The sequence below is a fragment of the Streptomyces lunaelactis genome, from assembly GCF_003054555.1.
GTDB classification, from domain to species: Bacteria; Actinomycetota; Actinomycetes; order Streptomycetales; family Streptomycetaceae; genus Streptomyces; species Streptomyces lunaelactis.
Genome location: NZ_CP026304.1, coordinates 1,559,419 through 1,584,367, shown reverse-complemented (window position 1 = coordinate 1,584,367; position 24,949 = coordinate 1,559,419). Strand labels below are relative to the sequence as shown.

The 24,949-nt window shown below is 69.3% G+C and carries 22 protein-coding genes; 15 read left to right on the top strand and 7 right to left on the bottom strand.

All coding sequences use genetic code 11. The features are described from left to right. Positions 1-67: 67 nt before the first annotated feature. The 4 genes from secD to SLUN_RS06865 all read left to right on the top strand — a co-directional run bounded on the left by secD (position 68) and on the right by SLUN_RS06865 (position 6,263). Complete coding sequence (secD, locus tag SLUN_RS06880) at positions 68-1,810, top strand: protein translocase subunit SecD (protein WP_108147643.1); 1,743 nt, start codon at positions 68-70, stop codon at positions 1,808-1,810. Between the two features lies 1 nt (position 1,811). After that, positions 1,812-2,921 carry a protein translocase subunit SecF gene (gene secF, locus SLUN_RS06875; protein WP_108147642.1) on the top strand — a complete coding sequence of 370 codons (1,110 nt, stop codon included), beginning with the start codon at positions 1,812-1,814 and terminating at the stop codon, positions 2,919-2,921. Beyond that, on the top strand, positions 2,918-3,460 hold the full coding sequence (locus SLUN_RS06870; RefSeq protein WP_108147641.1) for an adenine phosphoribosyltransferase: 543 nt from the start codon (positions 2,918-2,920) through the stop codon (positions 3,458-3,460). The genes secF and SLUN_RS06870 overlap by 4 nt, the downstream gene beginning before the upstream one ends. 283 nt (positions 3,461-3,743) lie before the next feature. Beyond that, the gene (locus SLUN_RS06865) at positions 3,744-6,263 is read left to right on the top strand and encodes a RelA/SpoT family protein (RefSeq protein WP_108147640.1); all 2,520 of its coding nucleotides are present in this window, start codon (positions 3,744-3,746) and stop codon (positions 6,261-6,263) included. 77 nt (positions 6,264-6,340) lie between these two features. Here the strand turns inward: SLUN_RS06865 and SLUN_RS06860 are convergent, their stop codons facing one another. Together SLUN_RS06860 and SLUN_RS06855 are read right to left on the bottom strand one after the other, a co-directional pair. Next, entirely contained in the window at positions 6,341-7,570 is a 1,230-nt protein-coding gene (locus tag SLUN_RS06860) for a DUF349 domain-containing protein (RefSeq protein WP_108147639.1), read from the bottom strand. A gap of 175 nt (positions 7,571-7,745) precedes the next feature. After that, the gene (locus tag SLUN_RS06855) at positions 7,746-8,540 is read right to left on the bottom strand and encodes a peptidylprolyl isomerase (protein WP_108147638.1); all 795 of its coding nucleotides are present in this window, start codon (positions 8,538-8,540) and stop codon (positions 7,746-7,748) included. Between the two features lie 154 nt (positions 8,541-8,694). On the opposite strand from SLUN_RS06855, the gene SLUN_RS06850 reads away from it, so the two are divergent. Together SLUN_RS06850 and hisS are read left to right on the top strand one after the other, a co-directional pair. Beyond that, positions 8,695-9,402, top strand: a complete 708-nt coding sequence (locus tag SLUN_RS06850; RefSeq protein WP_108147637.1) for an MBL fold metallo-hydrolase — start codon at positions 8,695-8,697, stop codon at positions 9,400-9,402. Between the two features lie 11 nt (positions 9,403-9,413). After that, the gene (gene hisS / locus SLUN_RS06845; RefSeq protein WP_108147636.1) at positions 9,414-10,676 is read left to right on the top strand and encodes a histidine--tRNA ligase; all 1,263 of its coding nucleotides are present in this window, start codon (positions 9,414-9,416) and stop codon (positions 10,674-10,676) included. Between the two features lie 73 nt (positions 10,677-10,749). On the opposite strand, the gene SLUN_RS06840 is transcribed toward hisS, so the two are convergent. Genes SLUN_RS06840 through SLUN_RS06825 form a run of 4 tightly spaced genes read right to left on the bottom strand, consistent with a single transcriptional unit; the run spans position 10,750 to position 14,268 of the window. Beyond that, positions 10,750-11,370, bottom strand: a complete 621-nt coding sequence (locus tag SLUN_RS06840) for a response regulator (RefSeq protein WP_108147635.1) — start codon at positions 11,368-11,370, stop codon at positions 10,750-10,752. After that, positions 11,367-12,611, bottom strand: coding sequence for a sensor histidine kinase (locus SLUN_RS06835; RefSeq protein ID WP_108147634.1), 1,245 nt, complete (start codon positions 12,609-12,611; stop codon positions 11,367-11,369). Before SLUN_RS06835 ends, SLUN_RS06840 begins: the two co-directional genes overlap by 4 nt. Further along, the gene (locus SLUN_RS06830; RefSeq protein ID WP_108147633.1) at positions 12,569-13,417 is read right to left on the bottom strand and encodes an ABC transporter permease; all 849 of its coding nucleotides are present in this window, start codon (positions 13,415-13,417) and stop codon (positions 12,569-12,571) included. Before SLUN_RS06830 ends, SLUN_RS06835 begins: the two co-directional genes overlap by 43 nt. Next, positions 13,414-14,268, bottom strand: a complete 855-nt coding sequence (locus tag SLUN_RS06825) for an ABC transporter ATP-binding protein (protein WP_108147632.1) — start codon at positions 14,266-14,268, stop codon at positions 13,414-13,416. The genes SLUN_RS06830 and SLUN_RS06825 overlap by 4 nt, the downstream gene beginning before the upstream one ends. Positions 14,269-14,405: 137 nt before the next feature. Here SLUN_RS06825 and SLUN_RS06820 point away from each other — a divergent pair, with 137 nt between their 5' ends. Both SLUN_RS06820 and SLUN_RS06815 read left to right on the top strand, forming a co-directional pair. Continuing rightward, positions 14,406-15,041 (top strand): vitamin K epoxide reductase family protein, encoded by a 636-nt coding sequence (locus tag SLUN_RS06820; RefSeq protein ID WP_108147631.1) that lies wholly within the window; start codon positions 14,406-14,408, stop codon positions 15,039-15,041. Positions 15,042-15,123: 82 nt separating this feature from the next. Continuing rightward, on the top strand, positions 15,124-16,497 hold the full coding sequence (locus tag SLUN_RS06815) for a replication-associated recombination protein A (protein ID WP_108147630.1): 1,374 nt from the start codon (positions 15,124-15,126) through the stop codon (positions 16,495-16,497). A gap of 43 nt (positions 16,498-16,540) precedes the next feature. On the opposite strand, the gene SLUN_RS06810 is transcribed toward SLUN_RS06815, so the two are convergent. Then, complete coding sequence (locus SLUN_RS06810) at positions 16,541-17,230, bottom strand: DUF2470 domain-containing protein (RefSeq protein WP_108147629.1); 690 nt, start codon at positions 17,228-17,230, stop codon at positions 16,541-16,543. A 188-nt stretch (positions 17,231-17,418) separates the two neighbouring features. On the opposite strand from SLUN_RS06810, the gene rpsD reads away from it, so the two are divergent. The 7 genes from rpsD to SLUN_RS06775 all read left to right on the top strand — a co-directional run bounded on the left by rpsD (position 17,419) and on the right by SLUN_RS06775 (position 24,818). Next, positions 17,419-18,033, top strand: a complete 615-nt coding sequence (gene rpsD / locus SLUN_RS06805; RefSeq protein ID WP_108147628.1) for a 30S ribosomal protein S4 — start codon at positions 17,419-17,421, stop codon at positions 18,031-18,033. A 213-nt stretch (positions 18,034-18,246) separates the two neighbouring features. Beyond that, positions 18,247-18,678, top strand: a complete 432-nt coding sequence (locus SLUN_RS06800; RefSeq protein WP_108147627.1) for a DUF948 domain-containing protein — start codon at positions 18,247-18,249, stop codon at positions 18,676-18,678. A 6-nt stretch (positions 18,679-18,684) separates the two neighbouring features. Further along, positions 18,685-19,020: a DUF6167 family protein gene (locus tag SLUN_RS06795; RefSeq protein ID WP_108147626.1), complete on the top strand. Its 336-nt coding sequence runs from the start codon at positions 18,685-18,687 to the stop codon at positions 19,018-19,020. Then, the gene (gene alaS, locus SLUN_RS06790) at positions 19,020-21,689 is read left to right on the top strand and encodes an alanine--tRNA ligase (RefSeq protein WP_108147625.1); all 2,670 of its coding nucleotides are present in this window, start codon (positions 19,020-19,022) and stop codon (positions 21,687-21,689) included. Before SLUN_RS06795 ends, alaS begins: the two co-directional genes overlap by 1 nt. Before the next feature lie 8 nt (positions 21,690-21,697). After that, complete coding sequence (gene ruvX, locus SLUN_RS06785) at positions 21,698-22,162, top strand: Holliday junction resolvase RuvX (RefSeq protein ID WP_108147624.1); 465 nt, start codon at positions 21,698-21,700, stop codon at positions 22,160-22,162. A 95-nt stretch (positions 22,163-22,257) separates the two neighbouring features. Then, positions 22,258-23,991 carry an endolytic transglycosylase MltG gene (gene mltG, locus SLUN_RS06780; RefSeq protein WP_108147623.1) on the top strand — a complete coding sequence of 578 codons (1,734 nt, stop codon included), beginning with the start codon at positions 22,258-22,260 and terminating at the stop codon, positions 23,989-23,991. Then, on the top strand, positions 23,988-24,818 hold the full coding sequence (locus tag SLUN_RS06775) for a shikimate dehydrogenase (protein WP_108147622.1): 831 nt from the start codon (positions 23,988-23,990) through the stop codon (positions 24,816-24,818). The genes mltG and SLUN_RS06775 overlap by 4 nt, the downstream gene beginning before the upstream one ends. Positions 24,819-24,949 lie beyond the last annotated feature (131 nt).

Genomic DNA, 24,949 nt, shown 5'->3' with positions numbered 1-24,949 from the left:
CACAACACTTCGTGGCCGCCCCGGCGCACACCCGGCACGGGACGGTTGGACAGGGAGAAACGAGAAGGTGGCAGCACCGAATAGGGGCCGAAGGCCCACGGGGGCTCAGGGGAAGCCGGGGCGTGCCCTGGTACTGATCCTGATCGCCATGGTCGCGCTCACGGGCGGAATGTTCTTTGCGGGTCAGCTCACGCCGCGTCTGGGTATCGACCTGGCGGGCGGTACGACCATCACGCTCGAGGCGAAGAACACCGTCGCCAACAAGAACGCCATCAACGAGACCAACATGAACACCGCGGTCGGCATCATCGAGCGCCGTGTCAATGGTCTGGGCGTCTCCGAGGCTGAGGTTCAGACCCAGGGCGAGAAGAACATCATCGTCAACATCCCCAAGGGGACGAATTCCCAGCAGGCCCGTGAGCAGGTCGGTACCACCGCCCAGCTCTACTTCCGGCCGGTGCTGACCGTCGCCGCCGGCACTCCCACGGCTCCGCAGCCCACCCCGAGCGCCTCGGCGTCGGGCACGGCCAAGGACGGCAAGGCCACGGAGACGGCCACCCCGCCGTCCGGTACGCCGACGGCCACGGCGACCACGCAGGGCCGTGCGGTGACCGAGGCCCTGAAGGCGCCGACGCCGACTCCCTCCGGGTCGGGCGCGCCCAAGTCCACTCCGACGCCGACTCCGTCGGGTGACGCGGCGGCCGCGGACAAGCTGCAGAAGGACTTCCTGGCCCTCGACTGCAGGAACGACAAGGTCCGGGGCGCGCTCGGCGACAAGGCCAAGCCCAGCGACACGACCCTCGCCTGTGGCAAGAACTCCGCGGGTGAGTGGGAGAAGTACGTACTCGGCCCGGCCGAGGTCTCCGGCAAGGACGTCGACGACGCCAAGGGCCAGCTCGACCAGCAGCGCGGCATGTGGATCGTCACGATGGACTTCACCAACAGCGGTTCGAAGAAGTTCCAGGCGATCACCAGCAAGCTGTCGCAGCAGCAGCCCCCGATGAACCAGTTCGCCATCGTCCTCGACGGTGAGGTCGTCTCCGCGCCGTCGGTGAACCAGACGCTGAGCGCCAGTGCCGAGATCTCCGGCAGCTTCACCCAGGAGTCCGCGCAGGACCTGGGCAACATCCTGTCCTACGGTGCGCTCCCGCTCTCCTTCGAGGCGCAGAGCACCCAGACCGTCAGTGCCGCGCTCGGCGGCGAGCAGCTCCAGGCGGGCCTCATCGCCGGTGCGATCGGTCTCGCGCTGGTCATCATCTATCTGGTGGCGTACTACCGCGGCCTGGCTCTGGTCGCGATCCTCAGCCTCATCGTCTCCGCGATCCTGACGTACACGATCATGTCCCTGCTCGGCCCCGGCATCGGCTTCGCCCTGAACCTGCCCGCGGTGTGTGGTGCGATCGTTGCGATCGGTATCACCGCGGACTCGTTCATCGTGTACTTCGAACGCATCCGGGACGAGATCCGCGAGGGCCGCACCCTCCGGCCGGCCGTCGAGCGCGCCTGGCCGCGCGCCCGGCGCACCATCCTGGTCTCCGACTTCGTGTCGTTCCTCGCCGCCGCGGTGCTGTTCCTCGTCACCGTCGGCAAGGTCCAGGGCTTCGCGTTCACGCTCGGTCTGACCACCGTGCTCGACGTGGTCGTGGTGTTCTTCTTCACCAAGCCGATCATGACGCTGCTCGCCCGCATGAAGTTCTTCGCGGACGGCCACCCCTGGTCCGGCCTCGACCCGAAGCGGCTCGGTGCCAAGCCCCCGCTGCGCCGCTCCCGCCGCGCCTCCGCCCCCACCGACCACCCGAAGGAGGCCTGAGATGTCGCGACTCGGCACTCTCGGCGCCCGGCTCTACCGCGGCGAGGTCGGCTATGACTTCGTCGCCAAGCGGATGATCTGGTACGGGGTCTCGATCCTGATCACCATCACGGCCATCGTCGGCCTGGCGGTGCAGGGTCTCAACCTGGGTATCGAGTTCAAGGGCGGCGCCGTCTTCACCACCCCGAAGACGAGTGTTTCGGTCAGCCAGGCTCAGACGTACGCGGAAGAGGCCTCGGGCCACGACGCGATCGTCCAGGAGCTCGGCAACGGCGGCCTGCGGATCCAGGTCAGTGAGCTCGACCAGACCCAGGCGAACAAGGTCAACGAGACCCTCTCTGACAACCTGCAGATCCCGGTGGACAAGATCAACGCCGAGATCGTCGGCCCCAGCTGGGGTGAGCAGATCGCCAACAAGGCATGGACCGGTCTCGCGATCTTCATGCTCCTGGTGGTGATCTATCTCGCGATCGCCTTCGAGTGGCGGATGGCCATCGCCGCCCTGATCGCGCTGATCCACGACCTCACCATCACGATCGGTGTGTACGCACTCGTCGGATTCGAGGTCACGCCGGGCACCGTGATCGGTCTGCTGACCATCCTCGGTTACTCCCTCTACGACACCGTCGTCGTCTTCGACGGTCTCAAGGAGGGCTCGAAGGACATCACCAAGCAGACCCGCTACACCTACAGCGAGATCGCCAACCGCAGCCTGAACGGCACGCTGGTGCGTTCCATCAACACCACCGTGGTCGCGCTGCTGCCGGTGGCCGGCCTGCTGTTCATCGGTGGCGGTGTCCTCGGCGCCGGCATGCTCAACGACATCTCGCTGTCGCTGTTCGTCGGCCTCGCGGCGGGTGCGTACTCCTCGATCTTCATCGCCACGCCGCTCGTCGCCGACCTCAAGGAGCGCGAGCCGCAGATGAAGGCGCTCAAGAAGCGCGTCCTCGCCAAGCGCGCCGCCGCTGCCGCCAAGGGCGAGTCCGCGGAGGACGCCGGGGACGAGCGGGGTGAGCCGCAGGACGACGCACCGGGCGACGCCGCGGCGGCCGGAGCCGTCGTCGGCCCGCGCAACCGGGGCCGCGGCCGTCCTTCCGGCAGGCGTCGATGACCGTCGGCACGCAGGAGCTCCTGCTCAGCCGCATCCGTGATGTCCCCGACTATCCGAAGCCGGGCGTGGTGTTCAAGGACATCACGCCCCTGCTCGCGGACTTCGAGGCCTTCACGGCCATGACCGACGCGCTCGCCGAGCTCTGTGTACGCCACGGGGCCACGAAGATCGTCGGTCTGGAGGCGCGCGGTTTCATCCTGGCCGCGCCGGCCGCGGTCCGCGCCGGGCTGGGCTTCATCCCCGTACGCAAGGCGGGCAAGCTCCCCGGAGCGACGCTCTCGCAGGCGTACGAGCTGGAGTACGGCAGCGCCGAGATCGAGGTGCACGCCGAGGACCTCAGCGCGGGTGACCGCGTCATGGTCATCGACGACGTCCTCGCCACCGGCGGCACCGCCGGTGCCTCGCTGGAGCTGATCCGCCGGGCAGGCGCGGATGTCGCAGGCGTCGCGGTCCTCATGGAGCTCGGCTTCCTCGGCGGCCGGACCCGTCTGGAGCCGGCTCTGCGCGGGGCGCCGCTGGAGGCTCTGATCAAGATCTGACGCGAACGCGTTGGTTCGTCGAACGGGCGCCCCGGGATCTTTCCGGGGCGCCCATTCGCTTGCCCCGGCCGGAGCCCCGAATCGGCGCGCCTGCGCAGTACGGCCCCGCTCCGCGCCGCTGTCGCGTGGAGACAGGAAGTGACACAAGGGCGTCCGGAGGGGAACCGGGAGCCCTCTTGTGGCATGTGCGGACCCACAGCCTCGTGAGCACCGGGACTCCGAGGTCGATACCATGGCTTCTCCGGGCCTGACCGGGGGACCCGGAACCGCATGAGGAGCGCTCTTGCCAGACGAGGCCCAGCCCGCCGCCGCGCAGCCCGATCAGCAGGCCGAGAAGGCCGCGGCAGGCCCTGTCACGCCCGGGACCAAGCCGGCCGAGAACCCGAAGCCGGCCGGGTCCGAGCGTGCGAACGGTGCCGCCCCCGTCTCCGCCCCCACGCCCGCTCCGGCGCCCACGCCGAACCCGACGCCCGCCAAGCCCACGCCCGCGGCCGTGCCCCGGACCGGCGGTTCGTCGAATCGCGTCCGTGCCCGCCTCGCCCGCCTGGGCGTGCAGCGCTCGTCCCCGTACAACCCGGTCCTCGAACCGCTCCTGCGGATAGTGCGCAGCAACGACCCCAAGATCGAGACCTCCACGCTGCGCCAGGTCGAGCGCGCCTACCAGGTCGCCGAGCGCTGGCACCGCGGCCAGAAGCGCAAGAGCGGCGACCCGTACATCACCCACCCCCTCGCCGTGACGACGATCCTCGCCGAGCTCGGCATGGACCCGGCGACGCTGATGGCCGGTCTGCTGCACGACACCGTCGAGGACACCGAGTACGGCCTGGACACCCTGCGGCGCGACTTCGGCGACCAGGTGGCCCTCCTCGTCGACGGCGTCACCAAGCTCGACAAGGTCAAATTCGGCGAGGCCGCGCAGGCCGAGACCGTACGCAAGATGGTCGTCGCCATGGCCAAGGACCCCCGCGTCCTGGTCATCAAGCTCGCCGACCGGCTGCACAACATGCGCACCATGCGCTATCTCAAGCGGGAGAAGCAGGAGAAGAAGGCCCGCGAGACGCTCGAGATCTACGCGCCCCTGGCCCACCGGCTGGGCATGAACACCATCAAGTGGGAGCTCGAGGACCTCGCCTTCGCGATCCTCTACCCCAAGATGTACGACGAGATCGTGCGGCTCGTCGCCGAGCGGGCCCCCAAGCGCGACGAGTACCTCGCCATAGTGACCGACGAGGTCCAGTCCGATCTGCGTGCCGCCCGAATCAAGGCCACCGTCACCGGACGGCCCAAGCACTACTACAGCGTCTACCAGAAGATGATCGTCCGCGGCCGTGACTTCGCGGAGATCTACGACCTGGTGGGTATTCGTGTACTTGTCGACACCGTCCGCGACTGTTACGCGGCGCTCGGCACCGTCCATGCGCGATGGAACCCGGTCCCCGGCCGGTTCAAGGACTACATCGCGATGCCCAAGTTCAACATGTACCAGTCGCTGCACACCACGGTGATCGGTCCGAACGGCAAGCCCGTCGAGCTGCAGATTCGTACCTTCGACATGCACCGCCGTGCCGAGTACGGCATCGCCGCGCACTGGAAGTACAAGCAGGAGCCGTCCGCCGGTGCCTCCAAGGTGCGCACCGACGTGCCGAAGAGGGCCGGCAAGGACGACCACATCAATGACATGGCGTGGCTGCGCCAGCTGCTCGACTGGCAGAAGGAGACCGAGGACCCCAGCGAGTTCCTGGAGTCCCTGCGCTTCGACCTCTCCCGCAACGAGGTCTTCGTCTTCACGCCGAAGGGCGACGTCATAGCGCTGCCGGCCGGCGCCACCCCCGTCGACTTCGCCTACGCCGTACACACCGAGGTCGGCCACCGGACCATAGGGGCGCGGGTCAACGGGCGCCTCGTGCCGCTCGAATCGACCCTCGACAACGGCGACCTGGTGGAGGTCTTCACCTCCAAGGCCGAGGGCGCGGGCCCCTCCCGCGACTGGCTGGGCTTCGTCAAGTCGCCCCGGGCCCGCAACAAGATCCGCGCGTGGTTCTCCAAGGAGCGCCGCGACGAGGCCATCGAGCAGGGCAAGGACGCCATCGCGCGCGCCATGCGCAAGCAGAACCTGCCGATCCAGCGCATCCTCACCGGCGACTCGCTCGTCACGCTGGCGCACGAGATGCGCTACCCCGACATCTCGTCCCTGTACGCGGCGATCGGCGAGGGCCATGTGGCCGCGCAGGGCGTCGTACAGAAGCTGGTGCAGGCACTGGGCGGCGAAGAGGCCGCCAGCGAGGACATCGCCGAGAGCACACCGCCCACGCACGGCGGCCGCAGTAAGCGCCGCGCCAACGCCGACCCCGGTGTGGTGGTCAAGGGCGTCGAGGACGTCTGGGTGAAGCTCGCCCGCTGCTGTACGCCCGTCCCCGGCGACCCGATCATCGGCTTCGTAACCCGCGGCAGTGGCGTATCGGTTCACCGGGCGGACTGCGTGAACGTCGACTCGCTCTCCCAGCAGCCGGAGCGGATCCTCGAGGTCGAATGGGCTCCGACCCAGTCGTCCGTCTTCCTGGTCGCCATCCAGGTGGAGGCGCTCGACCGGTCCAGGCTGCTGTCGGACGTCACGCGCGTCCTGTCCGACCAGCATGTCAACATCCTCTCGGCGGCTGTCCAGACCTCCCGCGACCGGGTGGCCACCTCGCGGTTCACCTTCGAGATGGGCGACCCGAAGCACCTCGGGCACGTACTGAAGGCTGTACGGGGCGTGGAGGGCGTCTACGACGTGTACCGGGTGACCTCGGCGCGCAGGCCGTAGAAGCACGCGAAGCGGCCCCGGTACGTGTCACGTACCGGGGCCGCTTCGCGTCTGGCACATCAGCCAGGGGCTTGCTGTCAGCCGCCGAACTCCTCCAGGCCCTTCAGCGCCTGGTCGAGCAGCGCCTGCCGGCCCTCGAGCTCCTTGGCGAGCTTGTCAGCCTTGGCGTTGTTGCCCGCGGCGCGCGCAGTGTCGATCTGCCCGCGCAGCTTGTCCACGGCCGCCTGCAGCTGGCCCGTCAGACCCGCGGCACGCGCACGCGCCTCAGGGTTCGACCGGCGCCACTCGTTCTCCTCGGTCTCCTGCAGCGCACGCTCCACCGTGTGCATGCGGCCCTCGACCTTGGGACGGGCGTCGCGCGGCACGTGGCCGATGGCCTCCCAGCGCTCGTTGAGGGACCGGAACGCGGCACGCGCCGCCTTCAGATCCGTCACCGGCAGCAGCTTCTCGGCCTCGGTGGCGAGCTCCTCCTTGAGCTTGAGGTTCTCGCCCTGCTCGGCGTCACGCTCGGCGAAGACCCCGCTTCGCGCGGCGAAGAAGACGTCCTGGGCGCCGCGGAAACGGTTCCACAGATCGTCCTCGGCCTCGCGCTGGGCACGGCCCGCGGCCTTCCACTCCGCCATCAGGTCGCGATAGCGGGCGGCCGTGAGCGCCCAGTCGGTGGAACCGGAGAGCGACTCGGCCTCGGCGACCAGCTTCTCCTTGGCCTTACGGGCCTCCTCGCGCTGCGCGTCGAGCGAGGCGAAGTGCGCCTTGCGGCGCTTGGAGAACGCCGAGCGGGCGTGTGAGAAGCGGTGCCACAGCTCGTCGTCGGACTTCCGGTCGAGCCGGGGGAGGCCCTTCCAGGTGTCCACCAGTGCGCGCAGCCGCTCGCCGGCCGAGCGCCACTGCTCGCTCTGCGCCAGCTCCTCGGCCTCGGTGACCAGCGCCTCCTTGGAGTGCCGTGCCTCGTCGTTCTGCTTGGCCTTCTGGACCTTGCGCTCCTCGCGGCGCTTGTCGACCGTCGCGACAAGGCCGTCGAGGCGGACGCGCAGCGCGTCGAGGTCACCCACGGCGTGATGCTCGTCCACCTGCTGACGCAGATGGTCGATGGCGGTCTGGGCGTCCTTGGCCGAGAGATCGGTGGTCTTCACCCGCCGCTCGAGGAGGCCGATCTCGACCACCAAGCCCTCGTACTTGCGCTCGAAATAGGCCAGGGCCTCCTCGGGAGAGCCGGCCTGCCACGATCCGACGACCTTCTCGCCGTCGGCAGTACGCACGTACACGGTGCCCGTCTCATCGACACGGCCCCACGGGTCGCTGCTCACAGCGCCTCCTCCACCTGATGCCTGCGAGGGGGTTGGCCCCCCGGGCATCGTCCACAGTTTCCCCGGACGGGCCTCGCCCGCCCTCTCCAACGCGAATCCGGCCGCGCTGCACAACGCCAATCTAGGCGACCGGCCGCCCGGCTGTCCGCACTCAGCGCGGCCGAAATTCCCCGGCTCACACCTTCGAGACGGACGCCTTCTCCATGGTGACGGCCGTCTTCGGAGCGCCGTCCTTGGCACCGCCCGCGACTCCGGCCTTCGCCACGTCCTGCACGGCCTTCAGGCCCGCGGCGTCCATCGTTCCGAACGGTGTGTAGCCGGGCGGCAGTTTGGTCTCCTTGTAGACGAGGAAGAACTGACTGCCGCCGGTGTGCGGCTGGCCGGTGTTGGCCATCGCCACCGTCCCCGCCGGGAACGTCACGGTGCCGTCGGCGCCCGCCTTGCCCAGCGCGGTCAGATTCTCGTCGGGGATCGTGTAGCCGGGCCCGCCGGTGCCGTCGCCCTTCGGGTCGCCGCACTGCAGCACGAAGATGCCCTCCGTGGTCAGGCGGTGACACTTCGTGCCGTTGAAGAATCCTTTGTCCGCGAGGGACTTGAAGGAGTTCACTGTGTGCGGGGTCTTCGCCGCGTCCATCGCGATGGCGATGTCGCCCCCGCTCGTCTTCAGCGACATCGAGTACTTCGCCTTTTTGTCGATCGACATGGCGGGCTCGGGAGCGGCGCTCTCGCTCTGGGACGGGGCGGCGCTGGGGGACTGGCTGTCGCCCGCCGACGAGGCGTCGGACTTGGTGTCCCCGTCGGACAGGCCTACCGAGGCGAAGGCGGCTGCGCCCGCCGCCAGTACCACGGCGAGCGCGGCCGCGATAACCGTGTTCCGCTGCTTCCTCTTACGGGACTGCTGCCGACGCTGCTGCTGGCGCTCGAACTTCTCCCTGGCGAGCTGCCGCCGCCGCTGATCGCTGGTGACCACCGGGTCTTCTCCTTGTACGTCGCTTGATGCCGACCGGTCGAGTGTGCCCCGTACCGTATACGGGTTGGCTGTGGGATGAGCAGCGCCGGTAGGCTCTGATCTGCTGCAATTCGACACAGCAATATCCCTCTCGACGACCACACTGAGGACGATCGTGCTTATTGCCGGGTTCCCCGCTGGGGCCTGGGGGACCAACTGTTACCTGGTCGCCCCGGCCGCAGGCGAGGAGTGCGTGATCATCGACCCGGGCCACCAGGCCGCCCAGGGAGTCGAAGAAGCGCTTGCGAAGCATCGGCTCAAGCCCGTCGCCGTTGTGCTCACCCATGGCCACATCGACCATGTCGCCTCGGTCGTCCCGGTGTGCGGGGCCCATGACGTACCCGCGTGGATCCACCCCGCCGACCGGTACATGATGAGCGACCCGGAGAAGGCGCTCGGGCGCTCCATCGGGACGCAGCTGATGGGCGAGCTCACCGTGGGGGAGCCCGACGACGTCAAGGAGCTGGCCGACGGCGCCGAGCTGAGACTGGCCGGTCTCGACTTCTCCGTCGCGCATGCGCCCGGCCATACGAAGGGGTCGGTGACCTTCCGGATGCCCGAGTCCGCGGACATTCCGTCCGTGTTCTTCTCGGGCGACCTGCTGTTCGCCGGCTCCGTCGGACGCACGGACCTGCCCGGCGGCGACCACGCCGAGATGCTCGAGTCGCTGGCGCGTGTGTGCCTGCCCCTCGACGACTCGACCGTGGTGCTGTCCGGCCACGGCCCCCAGACGACCATCGGCCAAGAGCGCGCCGCCAACCCGTACCTTCGGGAAGTGGCCGCCGGCCTGGGAGCGGAACCCGCTCCTCGACGAGGAATGTGACGAGAGTTTCCGTGAGCACCTTTCAGGCCCCCAAGGGCACGTACGACCTGATCCCGCCGAAGTCCGGAGTGACCCTGGCAGTGCGTGAGGCCATCGCCGCACCGCTGAAGAACTCCGGCTACGGCTACATCGAGACGCCCGGCTTCGAGAACGTGGAGCTGTTCTCGCGCGGCGTCGGCGAGTCCACCGACATCGTCTCCAAGGAGATGTACGCCTTCGAGACCAAGGGCGGCACCAAGCTGGCGCTGCGCCCCGAGGGCACCGCGTCGGTGCTGCGCGCGGCACTGCAGGCCAACCTCCACAAGCTCGGCAACCTGCCGGTCAAGCTCTGGTACTCCGGCTCGTACTACCGCTACGAGCGTCCGCAGGCCGGCCGCTACAGGCACTTCTCCCAGGTCGGCGCCGAAGCGATCGGCGCGGAGGACCCGGCGCTGGATGCCGAGCTGATCATCCTGGCCGACCAGGCGTACCGCTCGCTCGGGCTGCGTCAGTTCCGCATCCTGCTGAACTCCCTGGGCGACAAGGAGTGCCGGCCCGTCTACCGGGACGCGCTGCAGGGCTTCCTGCGCGCGCTCGAGCTGGACGAGGACACCCGGCGCCGGATCGAGATCAACCCGCTGCGGATCCTCGACGACAAGCGCGACGCCGTGCAGAAGCAGCTCGTCGGGGCGCCGATGCTGCGCGACTACCTGTGCGACGCGTGCAAGGCGTACCACGAGGAGGTGCGCGAGCTGCTGACGGCGGCGGGTGTCACGTACGAGGACGACGAGAAGCTGGTGCGCGGCCTCGACTACTACACGCGGACGACCTTCGAGTTCGTCCACGACGGCCTCGGCTCGCAGTCCGCGGTGGGCGGCGGCGGCCGCTACGACGGCCTCTCCGAGATGATCGGCGGCCCGGCGCTGCCGTCGGTGGGCTGGGCGCTCGGCGTGGACCGTACGGTCCTGGCACTGGAGGCGGAGGGCATCGAGCTCGAACTCCCCGCCACCACGAGCGTGTTCGCGGTCCCGCTGGGCGATGAGGCGCGGCGCGTGCTCTTCGCTCTGGTGACGGAGCTGCGCCGGGCGGGCGTCGCGGCCGACTTCTCGTACGGCGGGAAGGGCCTGAAGGGCGCGATGAAGAGCGCGAACCGCTCGGGGGCGCGGTACACGCTGGTGGCCGGTGAGCGTGACCTCGCGGAGGGTGTGGTCCAGCTGAAGGACATGGAGTCCGGCGAGCAGACGCCGGTGGCACTGGTGGACGCGGTGAACGCGATCCGCGAACGCCTGGCCTGACGCCAGAGCCGGTTGCTGGGGCTCTGCCCCGGACCCCGCGCACGGGTCTGGGCGGAGCCCCAGGTACGCCCCGCTACAGCAACCCATTCCGCATCGCGCTCGTCACCGCCGCCGTGCGGTCGTCCACTCCCAGCTTCGCGAACACCCGCAAGAGATGCGTCTTCACCGTCGACTCGCCGATGAACAGCCGCCGCCCGATCTCCGCATTCGTGCACCCCTCCGCCACCAGCCGCAGCACCGCCGTCTCCCGCTCCGAGAGCCGCGGGCGCTCCGGGCGGCTGCGCAGCTGGTCGACCAGGCGCGCCGCCACCGACGGGGCCAGTACCGTCTCGCCGCGGGCCGCCGCCCTTACCGCGTCGGCCAGTTCACCGCGGGCCAGGTCCTTCAGCAAGTAGCCCGCCGCCCCCGCCTCCACCGCCCGCAGGATGTCGCCGTCCGTCTCGTACGTCGTCAGCACGATCACCCGGCAGGGCAGCCCCGCGGTTCGCATCCGGTCGATGGACTCGACGCCGCCGCCACCCGGCATCCGAAGGTCCATCAGGACGATGTCCGGGCGCAGTTCGGCGCTGAGAGCCTCGGCCTCGGGTCCGCTCGACGCCTCGCCGACGACCGCCAGGTCGGGCTCGGCGCCGAGCATGCCGCGCAGGCCCTCCCGTACGACGGGATGGTCGTCGGCGAGCAGAATGCGGATCACGCGGAGCTCCTGTCCGGCAGTAGTGGTAGTCGTACGGCGATGGTCGTCCCCTCGCCCGGCGAGCTGCGCACCTCCGCGCTGCCGCCCACCTCCGCGGCGCGGGCGCGCAGCCCGCTGAGCCCGTACCCCCGCGGCGGCACGGAGTCGTCGAAGCCGCAGCCCGTGTCCCGTACCGCCATGGACAGCGCGGCGGCGGCGTACGTCAGTGAAATGGCCACCGTCGCCTCCGGTCCCGCATGTCTCGTGGCGTTGGCGAGAGCCTCCTGGCAGGTGCGCAGCGCCACCACCTCCAGCGCCGGGGACAGCGGCCGCGCCGTGCCCGTCACCTCCACCGTCGTGGCGGAGCCATGCCGCGCCGCCAGCCGCCGCAGCGCGTCCGGCAGTGAGTTGCCGTCCAGATCCGCGGGCGCGCCGCCGGCGACCAGGGCGCGCGCCTCGGCGAGGTTCTGCCGGGCCGTCTCGGCCATCAGATCCAGATGACGGCGGGCCTGCGGCAGATCGCGCTCCAGCTCCGAGTCCACGGCCTGGACGAGCATCACCAGGCTGGTGAATCCCTGCGCGAGCGTGTCATGGATCTCGCGGGACATCCGCTCCCGCTCGGCCAGCGCGCCCCGTTCCGCGGACAGCCGCGCGATCTCCTCCCGGCTCGCGTCCAACTCGGCGATCAGCGCGGCCCGTTCCTCGCTCTGCTCGATGATGCGGATGATCCAGCTGCCGAAGACCGCCGAGAAGAGCAGGCTGACCACGGCGAACAGGGCGTTGAAGAAGACGATCCCGGCGTCGGGCCGCCACAGGACCGCCCACCCCACCACCGGAACGATGTTGATCACCGCCACGGCCACCAGGGCAGCCCTCATCCGCAGCAGCATGAAGCACTGCGGGGCGAGCGCGAACGTCGCGAGCCGCGTCTCGCCCACCAGGATCGCGGGCAGCAGGAAGAGCAGCACCAGACCGACGATGTAGCGCACCGAGCGCCGCTCGTCCTCGCCCTGCGCCATCAGCTCGCGACGCCCGACCCACACGTACCAGGGCACGAGCAGGACGAACAGCGCGGAGGCGACGAGCCGTACGGGCTCCGTGGACCCCGGTGCGCCGAGCGTGATGACCAGCGTCGCCACCCAGACGACCGCGAAGTACAGGTCCCACGGTCGCCAGGTGCGGTCCCACACGTCCGAGTCGCGCGCCCCGGCCGGCTCGCTCAGCCGTCGCGCCGGCTCTTCCACTTGAAGGTCAACAGACACAGCACCAATCCTCCGATGCACCAGGCCCCGAGCACCAGAGCGATACGGCCGTACTCCCAGCTCCCCGCCTGTTCCAGCACGGCGGCCGACTCCGGCAGGAACACCCCGCGAAGCCCCTGGCACATCCACTTCAGAGGGAACAGCGCGCTGATGTTCAGCATCCAGTCCGGGATCGTGTCGATCGCTATGTACACACCGGAGATGAACTGCAGCACCAGGAAGGGCAGTACGACCACGGAGGTCGCGCTCTGGCCCGACTTCGGCACACTGCTGATCGCGATCCCGAGCAGCGCACACCCGGTGAGCCCGAGTACGAAGATCCAGCCGAAGGTCAGCCAGGTGCCGACGCCGGTCGGCAGGTCGATGTCGTAGAACACCGTGCCCACCAGCAGCAGCGCGGCCGTCTCCAGCAGCCCGGTGACCAGCACGAGCCACACTTTGCCGAGGAAGTACGCGGCGGGCGGCATCGGTGTTCCGCGCAGCCGTCGCAGCTGCTTCTGGTCCCGCTCGATCGCGATCGAGATGCCCAGCGACTGGAAACTCGTCGACATGATGCCCGCGGCGATCATCGCCGGGACATAGAGCTGTGACGCGGTGATGCCCGCGCCCTCCACGTCGTCGCTGAAGATCGACGCGAAGAGGAAGAGAAAGACGATGGGGAACGCGAAGGTGAAGACGGCCTGTTCGCGCTGGCGGAAGAAGGCCCGCACCTCGAGACCGCCGCGTGCCAGCCCCAGCCGCCAGGCACCGGGAAGCTTCGCCGACGTGGTCCGTACGCTGTCGAGCCGGTCCGTGACCGTGGTCATCGTGCGGCCTCCTGTCCGGTGAGCCGCAGATAGACGTCTTCCAGGGTGGGCCGGCTGATCAGCAGGCCCGGGATCTCGCCGTCGAAGCGCTGCGTCAGCTCCGCGACGGTACGGGTCGGGGTAGCCGTCCGCTGCGAGCGCGACGAGCCGTCCGGCTCCGTCCAGGCGACGGTGGCCGCCGTGTCGTGCTGCTCGCGCAGCCCGGCCGGAGTGCCCTCGGCCACCACCCGGCCCGCCGCGATCACGGCAAGACGGTCGGCCAGCGCCTCCGCCTCCTCCAGGTAGTGCGTGGTGAGGACGATGGTGGTGCCCTCGTCCGCGAGCTGTCTGATCAGCTCCCAGAACTGGCGGCGGGCGGCCGGGTCGAAACCGGTTGTCGGCTCGTCGAGGAGCAGCAGCTCGGGGCCGCCGATCACGCCGAGCGCCACATCCAGCCGTCGCCGCTGCCCGCCGGAGAGCGTCTTGACCCGGCTCGAGGCCTTCTTCTCGAGGCCCACCAGGGCGATGACCTCTTCGGGGTCACGCGGTTTCGGGTAGTAGCGGGCGAAATGGGACACCGTCTCGCGGACCGTCAACTCCGCGGGCGCGGATTCGTCCTGCCAGACGATGCCGATACGGGAGCGCCAGAGGCGGTTTCCCGTCGCGGGATCCGCGCCGAGGACCGTCACCTCGCCCGCGTCCCGGGTGCGGTGTCCCTGGAGGATCTCCACCGTGGTGCTCTTGCCCGCCCCGTTGGGACCGAGGATGCCGAAGACCTCGCCGGGCCTGATGCCCAGGTCCAGGTCGTCCACTGCCGTCAGTTCGCCATAGCGCTTGCGAAGTCCGCGTACGTTCACCGCGAGTTCTGTCATGGGCACGAGCCTGCGCCCGGAACTGAGCGGTCCGGGACGACCGTCCGTACATCCTTATGTCCATCGAACGGTGGACACGGGCGCGGGTGCGGCAGAATGACCCTGCCCGGCAGCCTACTGAGCGATGGAACGGCGAAATGACGACTGCAGCTGTTGACGACGTGTCCTCCGGCCGGCGGGCCGACGGTTCCAAGGGCACGATCGGCGGCAGTCGTGCCTTCGCCTGGCTGCTGGTGATCACGGGTGCGGCGGGGCTGCTGGCTTCGTGGGTCATCACGATCGACAAGATCAAGCTGCTCGAGGATCCGTCGTTCACGCCGGGGTGCAGTCTGAATCCGGTGGTGTCCTGCGGGAACATCATGAAGAGCGAGCAGGCGGAGGCGCTCGGGTTCCCGAATCCGATGCTGGGGCTTGTGGCGTACGCGATGGTGATCGCGATCGGTGTCGCGCTGCTGGCCGGGGCCCGCTACCGCCGCTGGTACTGGCTGGGGCTCAATGCGGGCTGCCTGTTCGGTGTCGGCTTCTGCACGTGGCTGCAGTACCAGTCGCTCTACACGATCAACTCGCTGTGCCTGTGGTGCTCGCTGGCCTGGGTCGCCACGATCGTGATGTTCTGTTACGTCACGCTGCACAACATCGAGCACCGGATCTTCAAGGTCCCGGAGGGGCTGCGCAAGGGACTGCTGGAGTTCCACTGGATGCCGCCGGTGCTGTGGATCGGGATCATCGGGATGCTGATCCTGACCCGCTGGTGGGACTTCTGGACCAGCTGACCCGGACCGGCGCGAACAGGGCGGCGGTACCACCTGCCCCGGGCCGAGGGCACTGTCAGACCCCTGGCATAGGCTTCACAGCGTGGAGCCCGACCTCTTTACCGCCGCAGCCGAAGCACGCCAGGAGAAGGATCCGTCCAGCAGCCCCCTGGCCGTACGGATGCGCCCGCGCACCCTCGACGAAGTCGTCGGCCAGCAGCATCTGCTGAAGCCGGGTTCGCCGCTGCGCCGGCTCGTCGGCGAGGGCGGCGGCGGCCCCGCGGGCCCCTCGTCGGTGCTTCTCTGGGGTCCGCCGGGCATCGGTAAGACGACCCTCGCGTACGTCGTCTCCAGGGCTACCAACAAGCGCTTTGTGGAGCTGTCCGCGATCACCGCCGGCGTCAAGGAGGTGCGCACGGTCATCGACAGCGCGCGCCGCGCCGCCGGCGGCTTCGGCAAGGAGACCGTCCTCTTCCTCGACGAGATCCACCGTTTCTCCAAGGCCCAGCAGGACTCCCTGCTGCCCGCCGTGGAGAACCGCTGGGTCACGCTGATCGCGGCCACCACCGAGAACCCCTACTTCTCGATCATCTCGCCGCTGCTCTCCCGCTCCCTGCTGCTCACACTGGAGACGCTCACCGACGAGGATCTGAGCGGGCTGCTGCACCGGGCGCTCACGGAGGAGCGTGGGCTGGGCGGCGCGGTCACACTCCCCGCGGACTCCGAGGCGCATCTGCTGCGCATCGCGGGCGGCGACGCACGCCGGGCGCTGACGGCACTGGAGGCGGCCGCCGGTGCGGCGATCGACAAGAGCGAGAAGGAGATCAGCCTCCAGACCCTGGAGGAGACCGTCGACCGTGCGGCGGTGAGGTACGACCGGGACGGCGACCAGCACTACGACGTGGCCAGCGCCCTCATCAAGTCCATCCGCGGCTCCGACGTGGACGCCGCGCTGCACTATCTGGCCCGCATGATCGAGGCGGGGGAGGACCCCCGTTTCATCGCCCGTCGGCTGATGATCTCCGCGAGCGAGGACATCGGTCTCGCCGACCCGACGGCGCTGCCGACCGCGGTCGCGGCCGCCCAGGCCGTGGCCATGATCGGCTTCCCCGAGGCCGCTCTCACCCTCAGCCACGCCACCATCGCGCTGGCGCTCGCCCCCAAGTCGAACGCCGCGACCACGGCGATCGGCGCCGCCCTCGCGGACGTACGGAACGGGCTGGCGGGAGCGGTCCCGCCGCATCTGCGCGACGGCCACTACAAGGGCGCGGCCAAGCTCGGCCACGCACAGGGGTACGTGTACCCGCACGATGTCGCGGGCGGTATCGCCGCCCAGCAGTACGCCCCGGACGAGGTGCACAGCAAGCGCTACTACGAGCCGACGCGGTACGGCGCGGAGGCGCGGTACGCGGACGTGGTCGAGAAGGTGCGCGAGCGGCTCCGGGGCGAGGGCACATCGGGCCCGTCCGGCGACTGACGCCCAGAGGTCCACGTGCGCCGAGTGAGCCGAGTACGGGACCTCAGTGTGACGCGGCCTCGAAGAGCGTGTGCATCGCCCGGCGCAGCTCGGTGAGATCGCGCACCGGCGAGGGAAAGTCGAAGCGCACGTCGAAGCACCGCTCCCCGGTGAACCGCACCCGCAGCCCGAACCGGTCCAGCGCCAGTGGCACCGCCCGCTGCCCGTTCTCGTACACCTCGGCCTTCTCGCCGAGCAGCCCGCACAGCCCCTGCACCTGCTCGCTGTGCGTGGAGTGCAGGTGCTGCAGCAGCTCGGTCTCGTGTCCCACGAGGGGATCGACGGATGCCCGCGTGAACTCCTCCGGCTCGACGTTCTCGGCGCCCCACAGATCGTCGACGCTCGCCTCGCCCACCTCGAGCCGCAGCATCATGCCGCCGGGCTCGGCCAGCCCGGGTACGCAGGTGAGCCAGCCTGAGACCCAGGCGCGGCCGCGGATGCGATGGGGCACGGAGACCGGTGCGACATCGGTGAGCTCCAGCACAGCGGACAGTTCGTCGTCCTGCGCGTGCGTGGCGGCCCGTACCGCGGGTGAGTCGGCGGGAAACAGCAGGAACACCTCACCGTCGGGCCCCACGACCCGGGCCTCCGGCGCCAGCTGCTCGGGACGGGCCCCGTCCAGCCCCGGGATGAGCAGCACCGCGGAGCATGTACTCTGTACGAGAGTTCGTGTGCGCTCGGCTGCTGACGGCATCCGAGTGATTTCAAGCCCGCTGGGACGCGGCTGACCATGAGCTGATCGGACCTCCGTCGCCTCGACGTTCTCAGAAGCGTCGGTGTTCTTTGTGCTGTCCGTGATGCGCTTGGTGTTCCCAGGGCGAGACATGCGATCTCCTTGAGTAAGGTGAGCCTAACCTAACCTACAACGGAGGTCTGGAGAACGTGCCTAACCAGTCGCGTCCCAAGGTCAAGAAGTCACGCGCGCTCGGTATCGCGCTGACGCCGAAGGCTGTCAAGTACTTCGAAGCCCGCCCCTACCCGCCGGGCGAGCACGGCCGTGGCCGCAAGCAGAACTCTGACTACAAGGTCCGTCTGCTCGAGAAGCAGCGTCTGCGTGCCCAGTACGACATCAGCGAGCGCCAGATGGCGCGTGCCTACGACCGCGCCAAGAAGGCCGAGGGCAAGACCGGCGACGCGCTCGTCATCGAGCTCGAGCGCCGCCTCGACGCCCTGGTCCTGCGTTCGGGCATCGCCCGCACCATCTACCAGGCCCGTCAGATGGTCGTCCACGGCCACATCGAGGTCAACGGTGGCAAGGTCGACAAGCCGTCGTTCCGCGTCCGTCCCGACGACGTCGTGATGGTCCGCGAGCGCAGCCGCGAGAAGTCGCTCTTCCAGGTCTCGCGTGAGGGTGGCTTCGCCGCCGACGGCGAGACCCCGCGCTACCTGCAGGTCAACCTGAAGGCCCTGGCGTTCCGCCTGGACCGTGACCCGCAGCGCAAGGAAGTTCCGGTCATCTGCGACGAGCAGCTGGTCGTCGAGTACTACGCCCGCTGATCAAGGCGTAGCTCACCACGCTTCAGCCCGCCGCTTCCCCGCCCTTACCGGTGGGGGAGCCGGCGGGCTCTCGCGTTTCTCGCTCGCCGTCACCAGGGCCGGCAGCTCGATCGCCAGCACCATTGCCAATGCGGTATGGGGTCCGAGCCTGGGCGCGATAGGGTCGGAGGACGATTTTCGAGGTACCCATCGACCAGCAGAGAGCGGTGCAGAGTGACCGGTGGAGAGGTTGCCGGGATGCTGGTGGCCGTCTTCTGGGCGATCTTGGTCTCCTTCCTCGCCGTGGTGCTGGTGAGGCTGGCCCAGACGCTCAGGGCGACCACCAAGCTCGTGGCGGACGTGACCGAGCAGGCAGTTCCGCTGCTGGCCGACGCCTCTGCGACGGTGCGCTCCGCACAGACCCAGCTCGACCGGGTCGACGCCATCGCGACGGACGTCCAGGAAGTCACATCGAACGCCTCCGCGCTTTCCACGACGGTCGCATCCACCTTCGGCGGGCCGCTGGTCAAGGTCGCCGCCTTCGGATACGGCGTGCGCAGGGCCATGAGCCGCAAGGGCGACGACCTGCCGCCCGCGCCGTCCCGTCGTCCGGTGATCGTCGGCCGTACGGTGCCGGCCGCCCGGCGCAAGAAGCGGAAAGGCTGACGCACGATGTTCCGCCGCACCTTCTGGTTCACCGCGGGCGCCGCAGCCGGTGTCTGGGCCACCACCAAGGTCAACCGCAAGCTCAGGCAGCTGACCCCCGAGAGCCTCGCGGCGCAGGCCGCGAACAAGGCGATCGACGCGGGCCACAAGCTCAAGGACTTCGCACTCGACGTCAGGGCCGGAATGGTCCAGCGCGAGGCCGAACTGGGCGAGCGGCTGGGCCTGGAGGCACCCGTCGACCCTGAACTCCCCGCGCAGCGGCGCTTCGCTGCCATCGATCGCCCCGAGCACACGTACAACAAGCACACGTACAACTCGTACAACCGGAATGAGGACCACTGATGGAGTCGGCTGAAATCCGCCGCCGCTGGCTGAGCTTCTTCGAGGAGCGCGGGCACACCGTCGTCCCTTCGGCGTCGCTCATCGCGGACGACCCGACTCTGCTGCTGGTCCCCGCGGGCATGGTCCCCTTCAAGCCGTACTTCCTCGGCGAGGTCAAGCCGCCGTCGCCGCGCGTCACCAGCGTGCAGAAGTGCGTGCGTACGCCGGACATCGAAGAGGTCGGCAAGACCACCCGGCACGGCACGTTCTTCCAGATGTGCGGCAACTTCTCCTTCGGCGACTACTTCAAGGAAGGCGCCATCAAGTTCGCCTGGGAGCTGCTGACCGGCTCCGTCGCGGACGGTGGCTACGGCCTGGACCCCGAGCGTCTGTGGATCACGGTCTACAAGGAGGACGACGAGGCCGAGCAGATCTGGCGTGACGTCATCGGCGTACCTGCCGAGCGCATCCAGCGGCTGGGCATGGGGCCCAACTTCTGGTCGATGGGCGTCCCGGGCCCCTGCGGACCCTGCTCCGAGATCAACTACGACCGTGGCCCCGAGTTCGGCGAAGAGGGTGGCCCGGCCGTCAACGACGAGCGGTACGTGGAGATCTGGAACCTGGTCTTCATGCAGTACGAGCGCGGCGCCGGTGAGGGCAAGGAGGACTTCCCGATCCTCGGCGACCTGCCCTCCAAGAACATCGACACCGGCCTCGGCCTCGAGCGCCTCGCGATGATCCTGCAGGGCGTGCAGAACATGTACGAGACCGACACCCTGCGTGTCGTCATGGACAAGGCCACCGAGCTGACCGGCGTGCGCTACGGCGCCGACCACGGCTCGGACGTCTCCCTGCGTGTGGTCGCCGACCACATCCGTACGTCCGTGATGCTCATCGGCGACGGCGTCACCCCCGGCAACGAGGGCCGCGGTTACGTCCTGCGCCGCATCATGCGCCGTGCCATCCGCAATATGCGGCTGATGGGTGCCACCGAGCCGGTCGTCGCCGAGCTCGCCGGCACGGTCATCAGAACCATGGGCGAGCAGTACCCGGAGCTGATCACCGACCGCAAGCGCATCGAGACGGTCGCCGTCGCCGAGGAGGCCGCGTTCCTCAAGGCCCTCAAGGGCGGCACCAACATCCTCGACACCGCCGTCACCGAGACAAAGGCCGCCGGCGGCAAGGTCCTCCCCGGCGACAAGGCCTTCCTGCTCCACGACACCTGGGGCTTCCCGATCGACCTCACACTGGAGATGGCCTCCGAGCAGGGCCTGTCGGTGGACGAGGACGGCTTCCGCCGTCTGATGAAGGAGCAGCGGGAGCGCGCCAAGGCCGACGCCAGGGCCAAGAAGACCGGCCACGCCGACCTCTCCGCCTACCGCGCGGTCGCCGACAACTCCGGCTCCACCGAGTTCACCGGTTACACCTCCACCGAGGGCGAGTCGACGATCGTCGGCCTGCTCGTCGACGGCGTCCCGTCGCCCGCGGCCACCGAAGGCGACGAGGTCGAGGTCGTCCTCGACCGCACCCCCTTCTACGCCGAGGGCGGCGGCCAGCTCGCCGACCAGGGCCGGATCCGGCTCGACACCGGCGCCGTCATCGAGATCCGCGACGTCCAGCAGCCCGTCCCGGGTGTCTCCGTACACAAGGGCTCGGTGCAGGTCGGCGAGGTGACCGTCGGTGCCTCCGCCTACGCCGCGATCGACATCAGGCGCCGCCGGGCCATCGCCCGCGCCCACAGCGCCACGCACCTCACGCACCAGGCGCTGCGCGACGCGCTGGGTCCCACTGCCGCCCAGGCCGGTTCCGAGAACTCGCCGGGCCGCTTCCGCTTCGACTTCGGCTCGCCCGCCGCCGTACCCGGCACGGTCCTCACCGACGTCGAGCAGAAGATCAACGAAGTCCTCGCCCGTGAACTCGATGTCCAGGCCGAGGTCATGAGCATCGACGAGGCCAAGAAGCAGGGCGCCATCGCCGAGTTCGGCGAGAAGTACGGCGAGCGGGTGCGCGTCGTCACGATCGGCGACTTCTCCAAGGAGCTGTGCGGTGGTACGCATGTGCACAACACCGCCCAGCTGGGTCTGGTGAAGCTGCTCGGCGAGTCGTCGATCGGAAGCGGCGTGCGCCGTATCGAGGCCCTCGTCGGCGTCGACGCCTACAGCTTCCTCGCCAGGGAGCACACGGTCGTCGCCCAGCTCCAGGAGCTGGTCAAGGGCCGTCCCGAGGAGCTCCCCGAGAAGATCTCCGGCATGCTCGCCAAGCTGAAGGACGCCGAGAAGGAGATCGAGAAGTTCCGCGCGGAGAAGGTCCTCCAGGCCGCCGCCGGTCTCGCCGCGGGCGCCAAGGACGTGCGGGGCGTGGCCCTGGTCACCGGTCAGGTGCCGGACGGTACCTCCGCCGACGACCTGCGCAAGCTGGTCCTCGACGTCCGCGGCCGCATCCAGGGCGACCGTCCCGCTGTCGTGGCCCTCTTCACCACGGCCAACGGCCGCCCGCTCACCGTCATCGCCACCAACGAGGCCGCCCGTGAGCGCGGTCTCAAGGCCGGTGACCTGGTCCGTACCGCCGCCAAGACCCTCGGCGGCGGCGGTGGCGGCAAGCCGGACGTCGCCCAGGGCGGCGGCCAGAACCCGGATGCCATCGGGGACGCCGTGGCCGCCGTCGAGCGCCTCGTCGCCGAGACGGCGTGACGGCGCGGATGCGCAGAGGCCGTCGCCTCGCGTTCGATGTCGGGGACGCCCGGATCGGGGTCGCCTCGTGCGACCCCGACGGGGTCCTCGCCACCCCGGTGGAGACCGTGCCGGGACGCGATGTCCCGGCCGCCCACCGCAGGCTCGGGCAACTCGTCGAGGAGTACGAGCCGATCGAGGTCATCGTGGGCCTGCCCCGTTCGCTCAGCGGCGGGGAGGGCCCGGCCGCGGTCAAGATCCGCGGCTTCGCCCAGGAGCTGGCACGCGGCATCGCGCCGATTCCGGTACGACTGGTCGACGAGAGGATGACCACAGTGACGGCCAGTCAGGGACTTCGCGCTTCGGGCGTGAAGTCCAAAAAGGGCCGTTCCGTCATCGACCAGGCTGCCGCTGTGGTGATCCTTCAGAACGCTCTGGAGTCCGAACGGGCGTCCGGCGTTGCTCCGGGCGAGGGCGTCCAAGTGGTTATCTGATCGCGATACGGTAACGTTCCGCGCGATGCGGCGGTGTTCGAACAGCTGACGCACAGCAGAGAGGCGGATCGTCGTCTCGCGGCCCTAGGGGATCGATGACTGAGTATGGCCGGAGCCCCGGCTCCGAACCGTGGCATCCCGAGGACCCGTTGTACGGGGACCAGGGATGGGGAGGACAGCAGGCCGCAGCCGGCCAGACTCCGTACGGCGGCCAGCCGCAGCAGCAGGACCCGCAGCAGCCGCAGCAGTACGGCACTCAGCAGGACCCTTACCAGCAGTACAACGAGCAGCAGCAGTACAACGGACAGCAGCGACAGCAGTACAACCAGCAACAGCAGCAGCAGTACAACCAGCAGCAACAGCAGCAGTACAACCAGCAGCAACAGCAACAGCAGCAGTACCAGCAGCAGCAGTACAACCAGCAGCAGTACAACACCGGCTGGGACACCGGCCAGCAGGCCGCCATGCCGTACGGAGCCGGCCGGCCCGATCCCTACGACGGCCAGCAGCCCGGCTACAGCGGTGAGAATGCCGACTACTACGGCACTCCCGAGGCGTACCCGCCGCCGCAGCCCCCGAGTCGGCGCCGGGCCGAGCCCGAGCCCACGACCGACTGGGATGCCGAGGCGCCCCAGGAGGAGACCCACCCCTTCTTCACCGGCGACGACGGCCGGGACGACGACGGCGAATACGACGACGACCCGCGCGAGTCGCGCCGGGGCGGCGGGCGTGAACGCCGCGGCAAGGGCAAGAAGAAGAGCCGCAACGGCTGTGCGTGCCTGGTCGTTTCGCTGGTTCTCGCGGGCGGCCTCGGCGGGGTCGGCTACTTCGGCTACCAGTTCTGGCAGGGCCAGTTCGGCGCGGCCGAGGACTTCAGCGGCAGCGGCAGTGGCTCCACACAGGTCGAGATCCCCAAGGGCGCGGGCCTCGGAGAGATCGGCAGCATCCTGAAGGAGGCCGGGGTCGTCAAGAGCTCGGGCGCGTTCGTCTCGGCGGCCGACGGCAAGAGCATCCAGGCCGGCGTCTACATCCTGAAAAAGGGCATGTCCGGCGAGAACGCCGTGGACCTGATGCTCGATCCGGCCAGCCGGAACAACCTGATCGTCCCCCCGGGCAAGCGCAACTCCTGGGTCTACGAGCAGGTCGACAAACGTCTCGAGGTCAAGGTGGGCACCACCAAGGCCGTCGCGAAGGCGAAGGCGAAAACGCTCGGACTGCCCGACTGGGCCGACGACAACCCGGACATCAAGGACCCGCTCGAAGGTTTCCTCTTCCCCGCGACCTATCCCGTCGCCAAGGGCATGAAGCCGGAAGCAGTGCTGCAGAAGATGGTTGCCCAGGCAAACGCCGAGTTCGGCAAGAAGGACCTCAAGGCCGAGGCCGAGAGGCTGGGCCTGAAGTCGCCGCTCCAGGTGCTCACCGTCGCGAGCCTCGTGCAGGCCGAGGGCAAGTACAAGCACGACTTCGACAAGGTCTCGCGGGTCGTCTACAACCGTCTCAAGCCGAACAATCTGGAGACGGTCGGACGGCTCGAGTTCGACTCCACGATCAACTACATCAAGAGCGAGTCCACGCTGGACGTCGGTGCTGTCGACGATCTGCGGAAGCTCAAGGATCCGTACAACACGTACAACGTCAAGGGTCTGCCGCCGGGGCCGATCGCGAACCCGGGCCTGGACGCGTTCAACTCGTCGCTCAAGCCGACGCCAGGCCCCTGGTACTACTTCGTGTCGATCACCGAGGACAAGACGCTCTTCGCGGTCACCAACGCGGAGCACGAGCGGAACCGCAAGAAGTACGAGGCGGAGCAGGAGAAGAGCGGGCAGTGAGTACCCCGACGAAGCGCGCGGCGGTCCTGGGATCGCCGATCGCCCACTCGCTCTCTCCGGTGCTGCACCGAGCGGCCTACGCGGAACTCGGTCTCACCCACTGGTCGTACGACCGTTTCGAGGTGGACGAGGCCGGACTCCCGGGATTCGTCGAGGGCCTCGACGGCTCCTGGGCCGGGCTGTCGCTGACCATGCCCCTCAAGCGCGCGATCATGCCGCTGCTCGACAGCGTCAGCGACACCGCGGCCTCGGTGGAGGCTGTCAATACGGTGATCTTCACCGAGGACGGCCGCAGGCTCGGCGACAACACCGACATCCCCGGCATGATCGCCGCACTGCGCGAGCGGGGCGTCGACAAGGCCGAGTCGGCGGCGGTGCTGGGTGCGGGCGCGACGGCGTCGTCCGCGCTCGCCGCGCTCTCGCGGATCTGTACGGGACCGGTCACCGCGTACGTACGCAGTGCCGCCAGGGCCGCCGAGATGCGCGGCTGGGGCGAGCGGCTCGGCGTCGATGTGCGTATCGCCGACTGGGCGGAGGCGGGCGAGGCCCTGCGGGCACCGCTGGTCATCGCCACCACCCCGGCCGGCACCACCGACGAACTCGCGGCCGAGGTGCCCGAGCGGCCCGGGACGCTGTTCGACGTGCTGTACGAGCCATGGCCGACGGCTCTGGCCACCCGCTGGTCCGCGCGGGGCGGAGCCGTCGTCGGCGGCCTCGACCTCCTGGTCCACCAGGCCGTACTCCAGGTCGAGCAGATGACCGGCCGCTCGCCCGCGCCCCTGAGCGTCATGAGGGAGGCCGGGGAGCGGGCCCTCGCACAGAGCTAGGGCCTGTCTTCTGTGCCCGGGACCGACCGTCCGGTTCCTGGACCGGAGATCGGGTCACGGCCCCGGTCGTGGGAGGATCGGGGTAGGCGGGCCAGGGCCGCGCACCCGGTCGCGCCGTCGCAGTTCCAGGC

What these genes read in the sequence shown, in the direction of transcription:
- secF (WP_108147642.1), top strand. Translation starts at nt 1,812, where the DNA reads ATGTCGCGACTCGGCACTCTCGGCGCCCGGCTCTACCGCGGCGAGGTC.
- SLUN_RS06830 (WP_108147633.1), bottom strand. Translation starts at nt 13,417, where the DNA reads ATGACCACGGTCACGGACCGGCTCGACAGCGTACGGACCACGTCGGCG.
- SLUN_RS06795 (WP_108147626.1), top strand. Translation starts at nt 18,685, where the DNA reads ATGTTCCGCCGCACCTTCTGGTTCACCGCGGGCGCCGCAGCCGGTGTC.
- alaS (WP_108147625.1), top strand. Translation starts at nt 19,020, where the DNA reads ATGGAGTCGGCTGAAATCCGCCGCCGCTGGCTGAGCTTCTTCGAGGAG.
- SLUN_RS06870 (WP_108147641.1), top strand. Translation starts at nt 2,918, where the DNA reads ATGACCGTCGGCACGCAGGAGCTCCTGCTCAGCCGCATCCGTGATGTC.
- ruvX (WP_108147624.1), top strand. Translation starts at nt 21,698, where the DNA reads ATGCGCAGAGGCCGTCGCCTCGCGTTCGATGTCGGGGACGCCCGGATC.
- SLUN_RS06825 (WP_108147632.1), bottom strand. Translation starts at nt 14,268, where the DNA reads ATGACAGAACTCGCGGTGAACGTACGCGGACTTCGCAAGCGCTATGGC.
- mltG (WP_108147623.1), top strand. Translation starts at nt 22,258, where the DNA reads ATGACTGAGTATGGCCGGAGCCCCGGCTCCGAACCGTGGCATCCCGAG.
- SLUN_RS06810 (WP_108147629.1), bottom strand. Translation starts at nt 17,230, where the DNA reads ATGCCGTCAGCAGCCGAGCGCACACGAACTCTCGTACAGAGTACATGC.
- SLUN_RS06820 (WP_108147631.1), top strand. Translation starts at nt 14,406, where the DNA reads ATGACGACTGCAGCTGTTGACGACGTGTCCTCCGGCCGGCGGGCCGAC.